This is a genomic window from Aquimarina sp. MAR_2010_214, assembly GCF_002846555.1.
Classification (GTDB): domain Bacteria; phylum Bacteroidota; class Bacteroidia; order Flavobacteriales; family Flavobacteriaceae; genus Aquimarina.
On the sequence record NZ_PJMS01000001.1, the window covers coordinates 1,077,783 to 1,097,577 of the forward strand.

The window sequence follows — 19,795 nt, forward strand, 5'->3', positions numbered from 1 at the left end:
GACTATGATTTTTATGTTCTGACAAGATGTTACAGGAGGTGATTTAAACTTCTTTCGAATTACTTATTTTTTATGAGAAAAATGGTATTTGATTAGTTTTTGATATCAAAAACTAGCAAATCAGCTTATATTTACCCTAAAACAAAAAAACTCTTGTAATATCTTAGAATATTTATAGTTATTAGTGTGATGTATTATATAGGAGTATGAAACATTCGTACTCAAGTAATTTATACTTCTTATTGAATTTTAATATCATTAATTTCAACAAAGATTGAATACTATATTATTAGGTTTTGCAATTATTGTCAGTGGAAGTATAGGATATTTTATAAGTATCGCATTAGTCACTACTTCTTTTTATAAGAATCGCGCAAATAACTATCTCTCCCTATCATTATTTTTGCTAACAAGTTTGACTTTATTTGGGTGGTTTGACATAGAAGATACGGTTTTAGAATTTTTAAACAATCCTGTATTGGAGTACCTATTTGGAGTTACTCTATTTACCTATTTTCTAATTCAAATTCAACATAAGTACCTTAAAGAAAGTTGGTATAAATGGCTTTATCTTCCCTTCATTTGCTCTTTGATTATAGAAACTATTCTTTATTTAGATACTATTTTTAACTTCTATAGTTCGGATTTTGTTGATCTGCAATTTCATATTATGGATAATGCATCATTTGTCTATAATGTGTTTTTAATCTTTTGGGGAAGGAAATTAATAAAAGGTTCTCATACTATTTCAGAAGATAAAAAGAGTTGGTTATTAAGATTAAACCTTTTTATAATATGCATTATAACATGCTGGCTTTTATCTACTATAGAGTTCTATGTATTTAATTCAGAATATGCTACAAGTTTTCTATGGATACTGCTTTCCTTTTTATTGTGGTGGGTATTATATTACGGAGTGTTCAAACTACAGATAATAGTTCAAAAAGACGAAATACACCAATATTTAGTTTCAAAAAACACACATAATACTCAAGCAAAAAAGAAAATAAGAGAGACTACTGTTTCTAAAATTATTACTCAGCTTTATGTACTAATGGAGGAGGAAGAGTTATATAAAAATCCTCTTTTAAGCAGGTTAGATCTGGCAAATCGGTTAGGAACAAGCGAAGGGTATTTATCTCAAATCATAAATCAGGAAATCAATAAAAGCGTTATTCAGTTTGTAAATGAATATCGAATTGAAGCGGCTAAAAACTTATTGCATGATCCGGTATTTAATAAATATTCTATCGAAGCTATAGGTATGGAAGCTGGTTTTAAATCTAAAAGTGCTTTCTATAACGCTTTTAATACTAGTTTAGGTATGTCTCCGGGAGCCTATAGAAAACTTCAAAAAAAGTCCTGATTTGTATTGATCTACCGTTTCAGTACTTCTTCAATCCCAAAATTACTTTTTTATTTTTTTGATACAGATACTTTTACTTCAGTTAATCAAAAAACATAAAAATGACTAAAGTATTTTTTACTTCCCTTTTAGTAATGAGTTCATATTTTGGGTTTTCTCAAAATGAAAAAGACATATCAGTAGAAAAATCAGTTTTTGGGATTCAAACTGGATTATTAGGTATATGGGCTCACAATGAATTAAAATTATCAAATCAAGTTGCTTTACGAAGTGAAGTTGGTTTAGGAGGTCTTAATACAGCAAATATTAGACCTGTGTTAGCATTAGAACCTCGTTGGTACTACAATCTAAAAAAACGCGCTGATAAGAATAAAAGAATAGATGGGAATAGTGGGAATTACATGTCACTCAGAGCTCGTTATCATTTTCATAGTACTGAAGAAGCTGAAAAATCTGATCTATATCATCTATTGACTGTTGCTACTTGGGGTATTAGAAGAAACATTGGCAAGCATTTTAATTACGAAGCTGGAGTTGGTGTAGGGCTTGGTTTTGAAAAAGGCAATAGTAGAAATATTGATTTCATGGTGCCTTATGCTGCTTTCAGTATTGGATATCGTTTTTAGCAATTTTTGTAATCTTTAAATAGCACAGAATACCGTTTTCTTTTGATCAAATGTTTTTTGAATAGATCATCAAACTTTACAATTTTCAATTATAATAATTTCAAAAATAAAATTATGATGAATTCATATATTAAGATAAAAACAGAAATAATAAAGCATTTTAAAAAGTGCTTTCCAATCTTGATTTTATTAATTTTTACTGCCTGTCAATCTGATGATGATACACTTTCTCCTATAGTAGATCCAATTAATGGTTTTTGGTTGTCAGCCGAAAAAGGGTATATTTTAGAATTTACTGATGGTAAAGATATATTGTATAATATAAATACTGCGGGATGTTCAATTCAAGATGATGATTTTATTCCCGAAGAATTTTTTGGATTGAAATTAGATCTCGCTAGCGAAAATGAGCTAATAGCCTCTACAGACTTATCGGATTCAGAAGTAAAATTTACCCGACTATCAAATCAAAACCCAAATTGTCTACCTGATCAGATTTCTGCTACAGAAGATCCACAGGTTAATTTTGATCATTTCTGGAATATTTTTAATGACCACTATGCTTTTTTTGAAACCAGAGACATAAACTGGTCTCAATATGAAAGTCTAAGAAATCAAGTCACAGCCGATAATTTTTATGATATTTTAGAAGGGTTAGCGTATTTGTTAGAAGATGGACACGTGAGTGTTATCGATGAAGAGAATGGTGTTCAAATTGAATCAGGAGATCCAATACTGTTAGAAAGATTGAATACAAACCTAAGTGGAGATCTTATCATGGATAATATAGATGATTTCTTTGACCTTGGTAATGAAAAATTAATAACCATAGTAACCGATTATTTGGGAGGAAATTTTGAAATAGATGAAAGAGAGAATATCATATGGGGATTGATTAACGATGATATTGGTTATATTAATGTTTTAACAATGACAGGATATGGGACAGATTTTAGTGATGAATTGACAACATTAAATGCTGTATTAGATACAATTATGGATGATCTTGAAGCATCAGGAGTTTCTAAACTGATTCTCGATATACGTTTTAACGATGGAGGCTATGATACGGCAGCCTTGAATATCGCATCCCGTTTTATAGATCAAGAACGCATTTCATATTTTAAAAAAGCGAGATTAGGTGACGGTTTTACAGAAAACAAACCTTTTTCTGTAGGACCTCGTGGGGATTTTCAATTTACTGGGGATATCATATTACTTACCAGTCCCTATAGTATAAGTGCAGCAGAACTTTTCGCTTTATGTATAAAAGATTTACCGTATGTGACCATTGTAGGGGAAAGTACTACTGGAGCTTTTTCTACCATTCTTACGCATGTATTGCCTAATGGAGCAGAAGTAGGACTATCTAATGAAATATATACTGATGCACAAGGAGAAGTTTTTGAAGTTATTGGTATTGGCCCCGAAAATGAAGAAAATCGAGTGCCATTTTTGTCAACTATAGATTTTGAAAAAGAAAAAGATAGTGGAATAGAACGTGCTTTGGAATTACTTAGTAATTAGATAATTTACTCAGCGTGGTTCAAGAAGAGAATCCGATTCGAAATAAATTACGTTTGTTGTTAAGTATAGATATAACAGGAATTATCTTAGCTCTATATAATATAAACCCGTTGTGCATTTTGAAAATAATACTTTAAAAAAGAGTCAATTTTTGAGATTTAGACATATCAAAATGCACAACAGGAAATATAAACGCAATAGTATTATTTCATAGGCTATACACGTTTCCAATGCTCTCGAAATAACAAAAGAATTTTTTGAATTTATTTTTCTACAAAAAGATAATTAAGCTGCAAGGTATTGAACTCCGCATTAAAACTTTTAATTTCTTCAGTAATTAATTTATCAAAATTTGCTAATTGATTATTGATTTTTTTGGTAAGCTCATTTTTTACAGCAACATCTTGTTCTGTAGGACCAAAATCTCCCATGCCTACCAAAGAATTCAGGTGTCCTAGCTTATTAGTGAGTTTAATAGGAAAGTTCAAGGGGTCCTGATTACTTTTATTTTTGGTTTGGTATAATGCCTTTTCGATTTCACCAAATTGTTTTTGCAAGTCTGAAGCTTTTTTAACCAGATCTTTAGTCGCTGAATTGTCTTTGTACTGTATAGAAAAAGCTTTAAGCTGGGCGTTAATTTTCCTAATTTTTTTTATGGATTTATGCGCTTTGTCTACGGTTTTATTAACACTGATAATAAAGTCAAACTGTGATTGCATTTGTTGTGGTGATGCTTCTGTCCTAGGATCGGCTACAATAGTAAAAGATTGTTTAGATACTTCTTTTCCATTTACTGAAAGACTTACGGCATAATTACCGGGTACAGCTTTTGGCCCGTTAAGATTTGCCCACCATAGGATCATACCATCTAATTTTTCTGCTCCTTTTCCTCTCATATTCCAGGCAAACAGTTGAGCTCCTTTTTTCTCTATTTTCAATTGATCTTTTTTCTCTTTTGCTTTTGTACTAAATGATTTTAGTGTATCATTTTTAGTATTAAAATAGGTTAAAGAAACCGTATCTTTTGCTACATCATAATTTTTGAGATAGAAATAAGTCATAACACCAGCAGGGTGATTAGTTCCTTCTGTTTTAGAGTCTTTAACACTTCCACCATCCATGCGATAAGAATTTTTGGGTTTAAATAGAATATGATTTTGAGTTTTCATTGTGTTGTTTAATTGATGTAAGACCGTTAAATCATCAATTATCCAGAGACTCCTTCCTTGTGTAGCAACAATTAAATTGTTGTCTTTGATTGTTAAATCAGTTATTGGAACAATAGGTAAATTTAACTGCAAAGGTTGCCAGGCAGCCCCATCATTAAAAGAGATGTACATACCTGTTTCTGTACCGGCATATAATAATCCTTTTTGCTTAGGATCCTCACGAAGCACACGTGTGAAATGTTCGTTTTCGATTCCATTCGTAATTTTTGTCCATGACTTACCATAATCGGTAGTCTTGTAGAGGTAAGGAGCAAAATCACCAGACTTATATTTGGTTCCGGCAATATAGCAAGTACCCTCTGTAAAAACACTGGGTTCGATACTATTGATCATCATCCATTCTGGCATACCCTTTGGCGTTACATTATTCCAGGACTTTCCTCCATCCTGGCTTACATGTAGAAGTCCATCATCACTCCCTACCCAAAGTAACCCTTCTTTGACAGGGCTTTCTGCAGCGGCAAAAATAGTGGAATAATATTCTACAGACGTATTGTCTTGCGTGATAGGGCCTCCAGAAGATTTTTGTTTGTCAGGATCATTTCTAGTTAAATCGGGACTGATCACTTTCCAGCTTTGTCCTTCATTTTCGGTAACATGAACATGATTAGAGAATGTATATAATCTGTTTGGATTATGTTTGGAGAATAGTATTGGGAAATTCCATTGAAAACGATATTTCATATCCTCTGCACCATGTCCCATAGGATTATCCGGCCATACACTAATTGAGCGTAAGGTTTCTGTTTTATGATTTACTCGGGTAAGAAAACCATCGTAACTTCCTCCATAAACAATATCATTATCTTTAGGATCGACAGCAATATGAGCTGATTCTCCCCCTGCGGTACGTTCCCAATCATTTTTAGATATAGATCTCCCCGTACTTCTATGATTGATGCGTATAGTAGAATTATCCTGTTGAGCGGCATAAATTCGATATGGGAAACTATTATCAGTAGTCACTCTATAAAATTGTGAAGTGGGTTGATTGTGATAAGTACTCCAGGTTTCGCCACCATCATAGGTGATTTGTGCACCTCCGTCATCCCCAATTATGATACGTTTCGGATTTTCTGGAGCAATCCACAGATCATGGTGGTCTCCATGTGGAGCACTATAACTACTAAAGTTTTTACCTCCGTCTTTGCTTTTATGATAGGACACATTAACGACATAAACAACATCTATATCTTGAGGGTCGGCATAAATTCTACTATAGTACCATGCGCGTTGACGTAAACTTCTACTGCTATTTAATTGACTCCAGGTGTCACCTCCATCATCACTACGATATACTCCGCCTTTTTCTTTATTCTCTACTATAGCCCAAACTCGTTCACTATTGACAGGAGAAACAGTGACTCCCATTATTCCTAAAGTATCTTTGGCAAACCCTTTGTGTTGCGAAATCTCATTCCATGTTTTTCCACTATCCGTACTTTTCCATAGGGCAGAACCCTTTCCTCCAGAACTAAGGCTATAAGGTGTTCTTCTTGCATTCCATGTCGAGGCATATAAAATTCGAGGATTATTAGGGTCTAAAGTCAAATCTACCGCTCCAGAATCCACATTTGCAAACAACACTTTGTTCCAGGTTTTACCTCCATCGATACTTTTGTATACACCACGATCTTGAGTAGATTTATATATATTTCCTAATGCTGCAGCATATACAATATCAGGATTAGTAGGATGAATAGCTATTCTTGGGATATGTCTACTTTTAGGAAGACCCGCTTGCACCCATGTTTTGCCTGCATCCACACTTTTCCAAACACCATAACCCGAAGATACATTACCACGTAACGTTTTTTCTCCACCACCAACATAGATTACATTGGGATCACTTTTTGATATGGCAATAGCACCAATTGATCCTCCAAAAAAGCCATCAGAAATATTTTTCCAGGTACGTCCACCATCTGTAGTTTTCCATACTCCACCACCAGTAGCTCCAAAATAAAATAAATTAGGCTTTCCGGGTACTCCGGTTACTGCAGCACTTCGACCGCCACGAAACGGTCCAATAAGTCTATATTCCAAAGCGTCATAAAGTTCCTGATTATATGTTTGAGAGTTGGATGTGAAAATAGTTGAGAAAGCAAAAAAGAGTATAAGGATTACTCTGCCGAATTGTGAATGCATAGTTAGTTGAGATTTAATTTAAAAGCCTTGCGTTTTCAGAGAAATTACAGATAAAATAGATTTGATGGGATACTAAAGTCAGGAATTAAAAATTATTCCAAAAGATTTTCACGTAATTTTAACCTTAGCTATTGAGATCATTTCTAATTTTGAAGCATGGTTATAGAAGGTTTTATACTTGTCTTAAGTTGTTTGGGAGTTATCCAGGCTCTTTTCTTATGTTTTTATCTTTTTACGCTGAAAAAAGGAAATAGAAAAGCGAATGCATTTTTGGCTTTGGTATTGTTAGGGCTAACAATACGGATAGGAAAATCTGTTTTTCATAATTATATTGAAGTTGATCCCAGATTAAGAAATTTAGCGATTTCAACTATATTGGCTGTAGGTCCTTTTCTTTGGTTTTATGGTAAAGCTCTTTTTGAGAAACAACAAACGTTTTCAAACCAAAACTATATTCATTTGATACCTTTTGTATTATTTGTTTTATGTAGTCCTATTATTCCTAATAGGGGAGATTTATTTTCATCTATAGCGTATTCTTTGGTTCTCCTTCACTTTGGTATCTATCTATCCATTTGCTGGAGAGGTATTTTAAAAATCACAAATGATGCAAATCCACAACTTTTAAAATGGTATAGAAATATTGTGATTGGAATTAGCTTGATTTGGGTACTGTATCTTGGTATTTTTGTTAGGGTTATTCCATTTTATATTCTTGGAGCGATTTCTTTTTCATTTTTAATATATATGTTTTCTTACCTGCTTTTAAAAAGGCATGTTTTTGCATTAGAAAAATATAGTAATTCTAGAATTGACCGAGAAGCTTCCAAAAAATTACTTAATCGTGTAAAGGAACTATTCGAAAATGAAAACGTTTATTTAGATAGTAATATTTCTTTACAGACCATAGCAGAAAAACTATCAGTTTCCTCAAGAGAATTATCACAGGTAATTAATGAGAATGAACAAAAGAATTTCTCTGAGTTTGTAAATCATTTTCGAATAACAAAAGCCAAAAAGTTACTTGTGGATTCTGAGTATGCTTTAGAAAAAATTGCAACTGTAGCTTATGATTGCGGTTTTGGTAATGTTACATCTTTTAACCTCGCTTTTAAAGCAGAAACTCAGCTTACACCTTCACAATATAGAACTCAATTTAGTGCTGCTTAATTGATTTTTCGTTTTAAAGATCATGTTTTTTAAAGGATTTTGATGTATTCTTTTGGATTTTGCACTCAGAAAAATTCAAAATAATATTAATGAATAAATCAATATTCTTACTGCTTTTGATTGTGGCGGCTTGTGCCAAAATTGAAAAACCTTCAGAGGTTTCAAAAAAGAAAATGCAGCCAATAAAAGAAATCATAATAGATAGCCTTAAACACCCCTGGAGCATGGCTTTTTTATCAGAAGATGAGGTTCTGGTATCAGAAAAGGATGGAAATTTGGTTAAAGTAAATCTCATTTCAAAAGAAAAAAGAATTATTAAAGGTTTTCCTCGTGACCTTACTGATAGCATTCGAATGATTACAGGAGGAGATAATTCGGGTATTTTTGAAGTAGTGTTGGATCCGGATTTTAACAACAATGAACATATATATCTTTCGTATGCTGCAAAAAGGAAAGGGGAAGGAAGTGCTACAAAAGTAGTACGAGCTGTACTAAACAATGACTCCTTAACTAGTATAAAAACATTGCTCGAAGCCGGACCGTTTACAAGAGAATATTTTCATTATGGAGGAGGGATGACTTTTGGACCCGATGGTAAATTATACATTACCATGGGAGAGCGATTATTTAAGGAAATTGATGAACCTGAAATACCTATCGCTCAGGACTTGAAAGATAAACGAGGAAAAATATATAGAATAAACCCTGATGGAAGTATACCTGATGATAATCCAGATTTTGGAACAACTGCGGTTCCGGGAATTTATGCTATTGGGATTAGAGCCGCACAAGGGATAACTGTAAATACTGCAACAGGAGAGATATGGTTTAGTGAGCATGGTACCCGACAAGGAGATGAGGTTAATAGGTTGAAACCTGGAGCTAATTATGGCTGGCCGATTATTACGACCGGGGGCTATCGAAGTAAAGAGTATTATCCTCCTAAAATTGAAGGAGCAGTGTATACCGATCCCATTTGGTATTGGATGCATACTGTAGCACCTACTGGGCTCCTATTTTATACAGGCGATGAATTTCCAGAATGGAAAAATGATCTACTCGTTCCTGGATTGAGTAGAGGGAGTCTGTGGAGATTCAGAATCGAAAATAAAATCATAAAAAGCGCTGAAGAATTGTTTGTTGATGATAGAATACGATCCAGGAAAATAGCGCAAAGTCCAGAAGGGAAACTCTATCTACTTACCGATGAACCTAATGGGAAAATCTTAAGAATAGAAAATAATCAATAAACCCGTTGTGCATTTAGAAATCAACAGCATAAAAAAAGCGTCAATTCGAGTGGTTTTTCGGAATAGCCTCTCGACTACGCTCGAGATGATATGAAGAAAAATTGTATCGAGAATAGCTTTTTTGATTCAAAATTCTATTCTGGATAGCTCTGCTGAACTTGCCGAAGTACAAGACTCCTAAGTCGGATCGAAATCGAATTGACGAATTTTGAATTAAAAAATCTTAAATGCACAATGGACTAATCAATAACATAAATAAAAAAACACATGAAAACCTATTTTTGGATAACCCTATTTTTAGTTAGTTGTAACATTATCATTGCACAATCAGAAGAAGATAATATACGTGCTTCGATTAATAAATACCTAGAAGGAACCTCATATAACAAGCCTGAAACAATTAAAGAAGCTTTTTATGATGAAGCAAATTTGTTTCTAACTCATAAAGAGAAAAAACTATGGATTGTACCGATTAATGAATATGCTTCATGGTTTGAAAAAAGAGAGCAAGGAAAATTTAATGGTAGGATAGGTAAAATACTATCTATAGACAGAGAAAATGATATCGCTATGGCAAAAGCCGAAATTTTGATAGAAGGTGAAGATATAAGATATATCGATATTTTTCTTCTGAAAAAGATTGATGCAGAGTGGAAAATTATTAGTAAAGCTGCTACAACCAAAAAATAAAAACAACTAGTTACTTTCTGTAATAAGCTTAGTTCTCACTTCCCGATTCAGAAAATATCTGACAGTGTGAATTTGAAATCCGTATAAGAAAACAAAAACAGTCATATATAATTTGGCTGTTTTTTTGTTTTAACGCTAAAAAATACTCAGTCCCGAAAAATGAAACTGGCATGTGTTTAATTTGTACCAAGTTAAATATTCACATTAAATAAAATTAGTATGAAAAACCATTTTACGAGCTATGCATTTATGACCATAGCTGTATTATTAACCTTCTTTTTCTCTAGTTGCGAAAAAGAAGAGGGTTTTATAACAGAATCAGTATCATTAAATACTACAGAAGAACACTCTTCTTCAAGTTATACATATGCCAGCGGGACAGAAGTGCCAGAGGTTTTTGAAGCGTTTAACATTGCATTGAATGCTCCTAAATCCAAATCATTTGATAATGTTACGGTTGATAAGAATCAGGTCGTAGAGCTAACTACCTTATCAGGAGATAAGACGTATAGTATGTTACTTACCGTTCCTAATACAAGTGCATACGAGTTTTATAATTTAGTGGTAAAAAAATATGCAGATGGTACGATCGGAGAACCTTTTGTATTACAATATCAAACCGATAAAAAAGCTCATGAGATCACAGCAGAGGATTACAATAGTCTAAACTGGCAAATTACTAGTTATGAAGCCAAAGATTTTTTTGGTCGTGAGATAAGTGTATTATCATCAAAATCATCTTCTCCTTGTTCTTCTGTTGATATACGGCCCGACACTCCAAATAGTGTTGGTGGTTTTTCTGCAGAAGGTAGTTTATCGAGCTATTTTATAAAAGGCAAACGATTACCAAGAACCTCGAATGCAGGACCTAATGGAGTTCTTGGTACAGTTACGACATGTGTTAAACAAACCAGAAGGGTGCATCATCAATGTAAAGGCCCTAATAGTGAGACAAATCACCCAGAAGGTCCTAATAGTGGAGCAGCAGGAGATGGTCGTTGTGGAGATGCAAGGTCAAGTTATAGCGGTACAGGTGATAAACTGGTTACTCAAATTACCTGTATTGATGTTAATGTTGTAGTTAAAGGACAATACTCTTCTACTAACGCTATAGATGGAACTGTAATATATGATTATACCGACATCTATTTTAATAAAGGAAAGTACAGCCTTTGTCAATTAGAAAATATATATAATGGATTAGTAGAGAATCAAGCGAATCTTAATCCCGGAGGGATTAAGTTAAGAGATCGCATAAAGACTACTTTGGGCCTAGATGGGTATAGTAGTTATTGTAGTGGTCAAAGAAGAGATGGTGGTGCAGTGAAAGCTCATAGCAAAGGAGCTGTTGGTCCAGGTAGTGCTACTCCAGATGCTTCTATTGCTGGTTCACAGGTAAGGTGTGCTGATAATATTGATAATGTAGCAATTAGTACCCCATCAGAAATTCATAACCTGATCAAATCTTTAAAAACCATTGGAAGAGATGATTTTCATGGAATAACCACAGCACAGGAGAAATGGCTGTTAGATCCCAAAAACCAAACTGAAGCTCGTAAAATTGCCTATTTTGTAGAAAGTAAGCAAGGGAATGGTGAGGCGAAAAAAACAGCTAAAGAGATGATAATAGCAGCTATAGATGGCGCTTTAGTTAGTATACAGCCTTTTGTGAAATATCCAAAAGATAAAGCAGAACAGTATAAAAGAGATTATCCTGCGTTAACAGAATTTTTAAAGAATGAAATACCAAAAATAGCTAATAATGACAAAATTATTAATGAAATACATGGTATTACTGATGCTCCTGTTGAAACTATTAAAGAAGCATTACAATGGGGAAAAGGCCCCGAAATTGTAATTGAGCAATTACATGGAGAAGGTAACAAGGAGCAATATGGGGCATATCGAGGAACTTTCAACCCTGAGCTTAGGAATAAACTTTTTATAGATATTGATTTGATAAATGATATAGAAAATTTAAAAAATAGCGATAAGTTTAGAGAAGAAATAGGTTTTCTCATTGCTGTAACTATTTTACATGAATATAATCATTTCGGTGATACTGTTTTTGGCAATAATTTCTGGGGCGAATTATATCTTGATGATCCAGTAGATCAAAATGAAGCTGGCGCGGTTTTTGAAGTAGCTATTTTTGGTGAAACTGTATGGCGAAGTAATGTAGGAGTAATAATGAGAAATTTCGGAAATTGGTAATATGAAAAAGGTTATTTTAATTATAATAGCATTAGGAACTTTCGTTTCTAAAGGACAAGAAAGAGATTGTAGTAATACAAAAATTTACAATCTTGTTTTTCAAGAAATGCAATTATATAAGAAAAAAGCAGTTGAGATCAAAGTTGGTTATAAACCAAGTAAATTTATTATTGAGAGTATTGACAAGATGAATATTTTTGACACTAAAGAAATGGAACAATTTAATAATCTACCTAAAGATATGGATTACCTTTCTTGTAGTAAATTTAAAAGGCAAATAGAATTAATATTAAGTGATGATCTGATAAAGGAAAATGGTAGTTATAATAGCTATAAATTTTCTAAAGTAATATCTCTTTCAGATTCTAAAAAATGTATTCTTATGTATACAGTTGCTAAAAACAGAAAATATGAAGGGGGAAAAGCAATAGGTGGTGAGATCTTATATATATATGATTATCATAAAGGAAAATGGTCTTTAAGCGATAAGAAAATTGTTGTAATGTACTAATTCTTCCGAATAATATTATGTTCGTATAAATAATAATATGAATCGTAAATGTAGAGATAAAGATTTTGATAAGGTTAATAAAGAACTTAACCTTATTAGTACTCCTGATTGGGGTATTGTAAATGATGATGCAAACAGAGTTGTAGAGTTTATTAAGTATTATAACAATAATGTTGATGAATTAGATGAAGGTGTTGAATTTGAGTTTTTAGAACTAGTTATCTCATCAATGAATGAAGCTATTCTCGAAAATAAAGTGGATAACGAAATGACATTTTTGTTTAAAGAATTTATATATCCACATCTTAGTAATGAACTTGCTCTTCATTTTCAAACTATTATTTATTGGAGTGTTATCGCAGATCAAGAGGAGTTTCCTGTTGGTTTTTTAATACGTGAAATGCTTGGCGATGATTAAAAGTATGTAATAAACCGTAATCATCAGACCCCACAGGTCTTAGAGACCTGTGAGGTCTGAAAAAATAAATTAATCAAAAGTATACAATGGGGTAAAGGCCCTGAAATTCTTATTCTACAATTAGGAGGTGAAGGAATAAATGAACGATATGGTAGATACCTTGGTCATGTACTTCCAGAGGAAATAAATAGACTTCGAATAGATATTGATTTGGTAAATGATATAGAAAACTTAAAGAATAGTGCTAAGTTTAGAGAAGAAATAAGGTTTCTCATTGCTGTAACTATTTCGCATGAATATGTTCACTTCGCTGATACTAATTATGGGTTTAATTTTTGGAGTGATGCTTTTTTTGAAGATAGGTTAGAAGAAAGTGAAGCTGGTATTCTTTTTGAGAAAGCAGTATTTGGAGAAACCGTTTGGCGATCAAATGTAGGAATAATAATGAGAAATTTCGGAAACTGGTAATATGAAAAAAATAATTTTATTTTTAGGTATAACAATGTTTATAATAATCAATTGTAAAGGGCAAGAAAACAATTGTACTGATACAGAATTATATACTATTGTTTTTGAAGAAATGAAGATAAATAAGCGTAAAGCAGTTGAAATTGAAATTGGTTTTCAGGTCGAACCCTCACATATTGAAATTATCAGTAAATTAAATATTTTTAATAAGAAAGAGCTAGAACAGTTTAATAGTCAAACTGAGAATATGGATTATATGTTATGTTCTAAGTTAAAAAAACAAGTTCAATCGATATTGAGTGATGAAATAATAAAAGAAGATGGTAGTTATATAAAGCATTTCTTTTCACAAATAATTTTTCTTTCAGATTCTAAAAAATGTATTTTAAATAAAACTGCTATCAAAAACAAAAATTATGAAGGTGGTAAAATTATTGGTCATGAAATCATTTACATTTTTAGTCTTATTGATGATAAATGGGTTTTAATAGATAAAAAAAGTATAGGAATGAGTTAATCGTGCAACAACAGTATATTTACATAAATAATTTTGGCTAAGTTCTAATTAGAATATGTTTTATCTTTACTTTATAAAAACGGAGAAATGATACCAGAAGATTTTAGAGATTTTTTCATTAGTTCATCGGCTTTGGTTCAATCAGAAATTGTTTCCACATTATTGGAGATCTCTACTGAGGGTTCAGCCCTGATTGATAGCAATCAGAGTAAAGCCATAAGCTGTCCTCATTGTAAGTGCAATAAAATTAAGGCTAATGGTAAGCTCAAAGGAGTACAGCGCTATGTTTGTAATACTTGTCATAAAAACTTTAGTGAAACTACCGGTAAGTTCTGGTACAACCTCAAGAAGAAAGACAAAGTTAATCGTTATTTATTCTGTTTACTCTCTGGATATAGTATTCGCAAGAGTGCCAAAGAAACAGGGATTTCTATTCAGACTTCTTTTGATTGGAGGCACAAATTACTTGTCTCCTTTGGGAGCGTAAGTGTGGATGAATTCCAAGGAATCCTAGAGAGTGATGATCTTTTCTTTGCTTACTCTGAAAAAGGGAATCGAAATTTGGATCGTCCTGCTAGAAAACGTGGCGCAAAGGCAAGTAAAGCTGGTCTCAGTAATGAAAAAGTAGCTGTGATAGCCAGTTGTGACCGATCAGGGAACAAAGATTTCAAAGTAGCTACCAGAGGTCGCATTAGTAAAAGTGACTTGGAGACTATATTACAAGGGAAGTTGGCTAAAGTAGAAACCCTTTGTAGCGACAGTCACAGAAGCTATACTGCATTTGCAAAAGACAAGAAGGTAGCACACAAAAAATTTAATGCTTCGAAGGGTCAAAGAGCTGTTGACAAAATATATCACGTACAAAATGTGAATAATATGGATATGCGTCTAAGGAAATTTATGGAGCCCTTCAATGGAGTGGCAACAAAATACCTTCAGAATTATCTGAATTGGTTTTTAGTCTTAGAAAAAATAAAAAATTCAACCAGTAAAATGGCAACCGTAGCAGCTATAGCCTTTGCTTCCAATACTGCCTGGATGGAATTTAAAAACATAGTAGTAAATAATATGCTTTTTAGAACTTAGCCATAATTTTTAAAAACAGCTAAACTCATTATTTGAGTTTGGCTGTAAACATTTAAAAGATGAATCTAAAGGGTGTTATATTTTTGCTTATAACGATTTATGGACCTTGTAATTCTATGTTACAAGAATTACTGTATTTAGGAAATTATATCTCTTAAAATAATATATGCATTTACATTAAATGGAAGAAAAATCGTTTAAAGAAGTTAATAAGGAATTAAACTTGATAATGACAGGGGATTGGAGTATCGAAAATGATGATGCAAACAGAGTTGTAGAATTTATTAAGTATTATAACAATAATATTGATGAATTAGATGAAGGTGTTGAATTTGAGTTTTTAGAACTAGTTATCTCATCAATGAATGAAGCTATTCTCGAAAATAAAGTGGATAACGAAATGACATTTTTGTTTAAAGAATTTATATATCCACATCTTAGTAATGAACTAGCACTTCATTTTCAAACTATTATTTATTGGGATGCCATCGCAGATCAAGAAGAGTTTCCTGTTGGTTTTTTAATACGTGAAATGCTTGGCGATGATTAAAATAAAATATAAAAAAAGAAAATAAGTTAAAAAGAATAGACAACCAGGTTATTAAAAAATAGCTTGGTTGTTTTTTTAACAGATTGGTGTTCTGAAATTTTAAAAGATGAGAAGTAAAAATAAAGAGTTAGCTAGTTTTCTGTAATAAGCTTAGTTCTCACTTCCCGATTCAGAAAATACCCAGTAACAATGGTTGCTAATATATCTGCAATCGGGAAAGAAATCCAAACTCCTAATTCGCCATAAAACTTTGGAAGAATCAAAATCAAAGGAATAAAGAAGAAACCTTGCCTTGATAACGTAAGTAATAAAGCGGGAATGGCTTTCCCTACAGCCTGAAAATAGGCAGCCCCAATTAGCTGAAGCGCAATAATAGGCGTAGCAGCAAATACCCATCGCATAGGTTCTGCAGTATGAGATAATACATATTGATTTAGAGCTAATTCTTTGGGAGCTAGATTGGGGTTGTTACTCAGAAATAAAGTTGTTATTTCTGCAGGAAAAATCATTAGCCCAATAAAAACTAAGGTGGCTAGAATCGCAGCATATTTGATTGCGGTATTAATAGATTCTCTAACGCGAGGGTAGCGTTTTGCACCATAATTATATCCAGCAATGGGTAAGAATCCCTGGGTTACTCCAAACACAGGAAACAAGGCAAACATTAGCATTCGACCAATAATAGCATACACAGCTACCAAGCCTTCTTGCCCAAGATCGAATAAAATATTATTCATTAATAGATAGGTAATGCTTACTACAGCTTGTCTGGCTAGAGTTACTCCGCCAAGTGAAGCAATTTCTGAAACAATCTCTTTTTGTAGTCCAAGATGACGAAAGCTGATTTTTAATTCAGAGTTTTTAGAACTGAAAAACCAAAATATATATAAAAAACAAGCAAGATACGAGCCTGTTGTCGCCCATGCAGCACCATGCATTCCCATATCCATTACATTAATAAAAAGATAGTCCATTAGCAGATTACCAACTGTAGGGATGATCATAGCCGTCATAGCAAATTTAGGCTTTCCTTCTGCTCTGACTACAGTATTACCCATCATAGCAAAACCAAGGATAGGTACACCATATAAAATAATCGTATAGTAGATTTTTGCGGGTTCAAAAATATCTCCTTTCCCACCAAATTTTGGAATAATATCATCGACAAAAACTAAACCTAAAACAACCAAAGAAACCATAAAAAGCAGAGAAAGAGTAATCTGGTTTCCAAAAGTCTTGAGTGCTTTTTCTTTATTATTTGCACCTAATGCCCTAGAAATTATACTAGAACCTCCTACACCGATAGACATTCCTAATGCAGCAATAAAAAAGGATACGGGGAGTACTACATTAATAGCTGCAATCGCAATAGAACCAATCCAATTACCTACAAAAATAGAATCAATTAGGATATTAAGAGACATCACTAATATTCCTATAGATGCAGGAACTGCTTGTTTTATGAGTAATTTCCCTATGGGTTCTACCCCCAGAGCTTCGGCCGTTATTTTTGCCATTATACGGTTTGGGTTTTAACAGTAACCCATTCATTTACCCAATTTGCAAGCAGACCTGCCCAATCATCACGATCATTAAGACAAGGGATGGTTGTGAATTCTTTACCACCAACTTCGTGAAAAATTTCTTCTCCTTCCATTGCTATTTCTTCCAAAGTTTCTAAACAATCTGATACAAAAGCAGGAGTTACAATAGCCATTTTTTTAATTCCTTCTTTTCCCATACGTTCTATGGTACGATCAGTATATGGTTGTAACCATGGATCAAAGCCTAAACGAGATTGAAAAGAGGTAGAATAGGTTCCTTCTTTTAATTTTAATTTTTGAGCTACTTGTTGTGTAGTAGAATAACATTGATGGCGATAGCAAAACTCATGAGCTGCAGAGGGAGTATTGCAACATGATCCATCAATTTTACAATGGGATTTTGTAATGTCACTTTTACGAATATGCCTTTCTGGTACTCCATGATAAGAAAATAGAAGATGTTCGTAATCTAATGTTTCTAACTTTTCGGCTATACTTTTGGATAAGATTTTGATATACTCAGATTTGTTATAAAAAGCAGGAAGATCAATAAGTTTCATGTTAGGGAAATGCTCTTTACGTAATTCTTCGGCAAGAACTAAAATAGTCTCTGTAGTTGCCATAGCAAATTGTGGATAAAGCGGAATAATCATGACTTCATTTACACCTTTATCCTGCAATTCTTGTAATCCTTTTTTGATATTCATCGAGCCATAACGCATTGATAAACTTACAGGTATTGAAGTAAGATCGGCAACTTTTTTCTGTAATCGTTCTGATAGTACAATTAAAGGGGAACCTTCATCCCACCATATTTTTTTATATGCTGCTGCTGATTTTTTTGGCCTGGTATTTAGGATGATCCCTTTTACCAATAGTGTTCTTGCCCATAGCGGAACATCGATTACTCTGGGATCCATCAAAAATTCACCAAGATATTTTTTTACATCCTTTGGATCTGTACTGTCTGGTGATCCAAGATTAACAAGGAGAACTCCTTTACTCATAATTTTCTTTTTGCACCAACAAAAATACAAACTATAAGGAGGAATGATACTAAAAGTGATAAGACTTTTTGATAGTAGTATTATAGAATTGATAATTGATAACCGTCGGATATGAGTTAAAAATAAAACAGAACTTAAAATACGTTAAATTCTGGCAAACTGAAAGTTGAGTAGTTTTATTTTAGTATTTTTAGATGATTAAAAAAAGCAAAGATGAAACGTATAATTGTAGATGTCGAAAAAGACAAACTGCCCTTTATTCTGGAGCTGTTAGAACAGTTTGATTTTGTATCAGTTTTAGCAGATACTTCAGATGAAGATCAAGGGATGTATGATTCGATAGTATCCCTGCAAAAAGGAATAGGGATTCCCAAAGGAGAATCAATAGACTAAATGGGTTTTAGTTTAAGCTCATTACATATTTTTTTGGAGTAGTGCCAAATTTCTTTTTAAATGCTGCAATAAAATGGCTTGCAGTGCTATATCCTACTTTTAAGCCTACTTCGTTTACATTATGACTTCCCGAGGCGAGTAGTTGTCTGGCTACTTCCATTTTGTAATCAAACAAGAACGTATATACTGGTTCACCATAGATTTGTTTAAATCCGTCTTTAAGTTTTTTAAGAGGTAATCCAATCTCATTTGATAACTCCTGAAGAGTAGGAGGTTCTGCCATACGGGCGATAATAATTTCCTTAGCTTTTCGGATTTTTAATACATTTTCTTCATCTACCAAAAATGGACATTGTTCTACATCTGCATCTCCGGGTCTATTAAAATAGAGACTTAATAATTCGTATGCTTTTCCTTTAAAATATAATTGTTTGATCGATTTATTCAAATTATAATTCATGATTTGATTCAATACAACAGCCATCGAAGGGGAAATACTAGCATCAGTATAATATTTTTTATCTCGATTCCCATCTCCAAGAAAAGGAATATAATCTGCTTCTTTTGAAAATAAAGAATGAAACCTTTTTATTGAAATCAGGACGGTAATCAACCAAGAATTCTTGTCCATTTCTAGATTCATAGGAAGATCACGCTGTGGATTATAGAGCAGTAGTGAATTTTCTTCAGAAAGGTTAATAGCATAGCTTCCGTTATTAAAATTAAATTTAACCCTCCCTTTTATAGAGAAGTGAAATTGAATAAAACTGCTGTTGATATCCCTTACAACTCGCTGATTTTCATTAGTTTCGTTCTGAAACTTTAGGATATAAAAATCATCTTCGATTTGAGTTTCTTCAAGAACCCCTGGAGCGTTATTTTTTAGTTCAATTTCCATAATTATAAAATTTTATTTATTTAGAACGAATCTAAACTGTCGATATAAGAACCTCTCGTATCTATACAAAAATAAGGGTTTTTGCTTGTTTTTCATGCAAATAATGTCTCAAATAACGTTTTTCGACACTATTAGTTCTTCTGGCGTTGTTTTTTCTGATCTATCTAAAATACTTTTGTTATG

The 19,795-nt window shown here is 32.9% G+C and carries 18 protein-coding genes; 14 read left to right on the forward strand and 4 right to left on the reverse strand.

Annotation, left to right across the window (positions count from 1 at the left end; translation table 11 throughout):
* The first annotated feature begins 274 nt into the window (after positions 1 to 274).
* The 3 genes from ATE84_RS04795 (at position 275) to ATE84_RS04805 (ending at position 3,519) form a co-directional block, all read left to right on the forward strand.
* Positions 275 to 1,366 carry an AraC family transcriptional regulator gene (locus tag ATE84_RS04795; protein WP_101446266.1) on the forward strand — a complete coding sequence of 364 codons (1,092 nt, stop codon included), beginning with the start codon at positions 275 to 277 and terminating at the stop codon, positions 1,364 to 1,366.
* A 101-nt stretch (positions 1,367 to 1,467) separates the two neighbouring features.
* Positions 1,468 to 1,992: a hypothetical protein gene (locus ATE84_RS04800; protein ID WP_101446268.1), complete on the forward strand. Its 525-nt coding sequence runs from the start codon at positions 1,468 to 1,470 to the stop codon at positions 1,990 to 1,992.
* Positions 1,993 to 2,106: 114 nt separating this feature from the next.
* Positions 2,107 to 3,519: a S41 family peptidase gene (locus tag ATE84_RS04805; RefSeq protein ID WP_101446270.1), complete on the forward strand. Its 1,413-nt coding sequence runs from the start codon at positions 2,107 to 2,109 to the stop codon at positions 3,517 to 3,519.
* A 263-nt stretch (positions 3,520 to 3,782) separates the two neighbouring features.
* Here ATE84_RS04805 and ATE84_RS04810 read toward each other — a convergent pair whose 3' ends face one another.
* Complete coding sequence (locus ATE84_RS04810; RefSeq protein ID WP_101446272.1) at positions 3,783 to 6,896, reverse strand: glycosyl hydrolase; 3,114 nt, start codon at positions 6,894 to 6,896, stop codon at positions 3,783 to 3,785.
* 156 nt (positions 6,897 to 7,052) lie between these two features.
* Between ATE84_RS04810 and ATE84_RS04815 the strand changes: the two genes are divergently transcribed.
* From ATE84_RS04815 to ATE84_RS04860, 10 genes are all read left to right on the forward strand, one after another.
* Positions 7,053 to 8,066, forward strand: coding sequence for an AraC family transcriptional regulator (locus tag ATE84_RS04815; protein WP_101446274.1), 1,014 nt, complete (start codon positions 7,053 to 7,055; stop codon positions 8,064 to 8,066).
* Between the two features lie 89 nt (positions 8,067 to 8,155).
* Entirely contained in the window at positions 8,156 to 9,316 is a 1,161-nt protein-coding gene (locus tag ATE84_RS04820; protein WP_101446276.1) for a PQQ-dependent sugar dehydrogenase, read from the forward strand.
* A 267-nt stretch (positions 9,317 to 9,583) separates the two neighbouring features.
* Positions 9,584 to 10,006: a nuclear transport factor 2 family protein gene (locus ATE84_RS04825; protein WP_101446278.1), complete on the forward strand. Its 423-nt coding sequence runs from the start codon at positions 9,584 to 9,586 to the stop codon at positions 10,004 to 10,006.
* 219 nt (positions 10,007 to 10,225) lie between these two features.
* The gene (locus ATE84_RS04830) at positions 10,226 to 12,220 is read left to right on the forward strand and encodes a hypothetical protein (protein ID WP_101446280.1); all 1,995 of its coding nucleotides are present in this window, start codon (positions 10,226 to 10,228) and stop codon (positions 12,218 to 12,220) included.
* Between the two features lies 1 nt (position 12,221).
* Positions 12,222 to 12,731 carry a hypothetical protein gene (locus ATE84_RS04835; RefSeq protein WP_101446282.1) on the forward strand — a complete coding sequence of 170 codons (510 nt, stop codon included), beginning with the start codon at positions 12,222 to 12,224 and terminating at the stop codon, positions 12,729 to 12,731.
* A gap of 37 nt (positions 12,732 to 12,768) precedes the next feature.
* Entirely contained in the window at positions 12,769 to 13,149 is a 381-nt protein-coding gene (locus tag ATE84_RS04840) for a hypothetical protein (RefSeq protein ID WP_101446284.1), read from the forward strand.
* An 81-nt stretch (positions 13,150 to 13,230) separates the two neighbouring features.
* Positions 13,231 to 13,617, forward strand: a complete 387-nt coding sequence (locus ATE84_RS04845) for a hypothetical protein (RefSeq protein WP_255412050.1) — start codon at positions 13,231 to 13,233, stop codon at positions 13,615 to 13,617.
* Between the two features lies 1 nt (position 13,618).
* Positions 13,619 to 14,134 carry a hypothetical protein gene (locus ATE84_RS04850; protein ID WP_101446288.1) on the forward strand — a complete coding sequence of 172 codons (516 nt, stop codon included), beginning with the start codon at positions 13,619 to 13,621 and terminating at the stop codon, positions 14,132 to 14,134.
* Between the two features lie 87 nt (positions 14,135 to 14,221).
* Positions 14,222 to 15,220 (forward strand): IS1595 family transposase, encoded by a 999-nt coding sequence (locus ATE84_RS04855; RefSeq protein ID WP_101444842.1) that lies wholly within the window; start codon positions 14,222 to 14,224, stop codon positions 15,218 to 15,220.
* Between the two features lie 181 nt (positions 15,221 to 15,401).
* A complete protein-coding gene (locus tag ATE84_RS04860; protein ID WP_101446290.1) occupies positions 15,402 to 15,770 on the forward strand; it encodes a hypothetical protein in 369 nt (122 codons plus the stop codon).
* 131 nt (positions 15,771 to 15,901) lie between these two features.
* On the opposite strand, the gene ATE84_RS04865 is transcribed toward ATE84_RS04860, so the two are convergent.
* Together ATE84_RS04865 and hemH are read right to left on the reverse strand one after the other, a co-directional pair.
* Positions 15,902 to 17,287, reverse strand: a complete 1,386-nt coding sequence (locus ATE84_RS04865; RefSeq protein ID WP_101446292.1) for an MATE family efflux transporter — start codon at positions 17,285 to 17,287, stop codon at positions 15,902 to 15,904.
* Positions 17,287 to 18,321 (reverse strand): ferrochelatase, encoded by a 1,035-nt coding sequence (hemH, locus tag ATE84_RS04870; protein WP_101446294.1) that lies wholly within the window; start codon positions 18,319 to 18,321, stop codon positions 17,287 to 17,289. Before hemH ends, ATE84_RS04865 begins: the two co-directional genes overlap by 1 nt.
* Positions 18,322 to 18,534: 213 nt before the next feature.
* On the opposite strand from hemH, the gene ATE84_RS04875 reads away from it, so the two are divergent.
* Complete coding sequence (locus tag ATE84_RS04875; protein WP_101446296.1) at positions 18,535 to 18,714, forward strand: hypothetical protein; 180 nt, start codon at positions 18,535 to 18,537, stop codon at positions 18,712 to 18,714.
* A gap of 7 nt (positions 18,715 to 18,721) precedes the next feature.
* Here ATE84_RS04875 and ATE84_RS04880 read toward each other — a convergent pair whose 3' ends face one another.
* Entirely contained in the window at positions 18,722 to 19,612 is an 891-nt protein-coding gene (locus tag ATE84_RS04880) for an AraC family transcriptional regulator (protein WP_101446298.1), read from the reverse strand.
* Between the last annotated feature and the right edge of the window lie 183 nt (positions 19,613 to 19,795).

Excerpts from the sequence above, each read along its gene's own strand:
- ATE84_RS04880 (WP_101446298.1), bottom strand. The coding sequence starts at position 19,612 with ATGGAAATTGAACTAAAAAATAACGCTCCAGGGGTTCTTGAAGAAACT.
- ATE84_RS04840 (WP_101446284.1), top strand. The coding sequence starts at position 12,769 with ATGAATCGTAAATGTAGAGATAAAGATTTTGATAAGGTTAATAAAGAA.
- ATE84_RS04875 (WP_101446296.1), top strand. The coding sequence starts at position 18,535 with ATGAAACGTATAATTGTAGATGTCGAAAAAGACAAACTGCCCTTTATT.
- ATE84_RS04855 (WP_101444842.1), top strand. The coding sequence starts at position 14,222 with ATGATACCAGAAGATTTTAGAGATTTTTTCATTAGTTCATCGGCTTTG.
- ATE84_RS04810 (WP_101446272.1), bottom strand. The coding sequence starts at position 6,896 with ATGCATTCACAATTCGGCAGAGTAATCCTTATACTCTTTTTTGCTTTC.
- ATE84_RS04830 (WP_101446280.1), top strand. The coding sequence starts at position 10,226 with ATGAAAAACCATTTTACGAGCTATGCATTTATGACCATAGCTGTATTA.
- ATE84_RS04820 (WP_101446276.1), top strand. The coding sequence starts at position 8,156 with ATGAATAAATCAATATTCTTACTGCTTTTGATTGTGGCGGCTTGTGCC.
- ATE84_RS04805 (WP_101446270.1), top strand. The coding sequence starts at position 2,107 with ATGATGAATTCATATATTAAGATAAAAACAGAAATAATAAAGCATTTT.
- ATE84_RS04815 (WP_101446274.1), top strand. The coding sequence starts at position 7,053 with ATGGTTATAGAAGGTTTTATACTTGTCTTAAGTTGTTTGGGAGTTATC.
- hemH (WP_101446294.1), bottom strand. The coding sequence starts at position 18,321 with ATGAGTAAAGGAGTTCTCCTTGTTAATCTTGGATCACCAGACAGTACA.
- ATE84_RS04825 (WP_101446278.1), top strand. The coding sequence starts at position 9,584 with ATGAAAACCTATTTTTGGATAACCCTATTTTTAGTTAGTTGTAACATT.
- ATE84_RS04865 (WP_101446292.1), bottom strand. The coding sequence starts at position 17,287 with ATGGCAAAAATAACGGCCGAAGCTCTGGGGGTAGAACCCATAGGGAAA.
- ATE84_RS04835 (WP_101446282.1), top strand. The coding sequence starts at position 12,222 with ATGAAAAAGGTTATTTTAATTATAATAGCATTAGGAACTTTCGTTTCT.
- ATE84_RS04850 (WP_101446288.1), top strand. The coding sequence starts at position 13,619 with ATGAAAAAAATAATTTTATTTTTAGGTATAACAATGTTTATAATAATC.
- ATE84_RS04860 (WP_101446290.1), top strand. The coding sequence starts at position 15,402 with ATGGAAGAAAAATCGTTTAAAGAAGTTAATAAGGAATTAAACTTGATA.
- ATE84_RS04800 (WP_101446268.1), top strand. The coding sequence starts at position 1,468 with ATGACTAAAGTATTTTTTACTTCCCTTTTAGTAATGAGTTCATATTTT.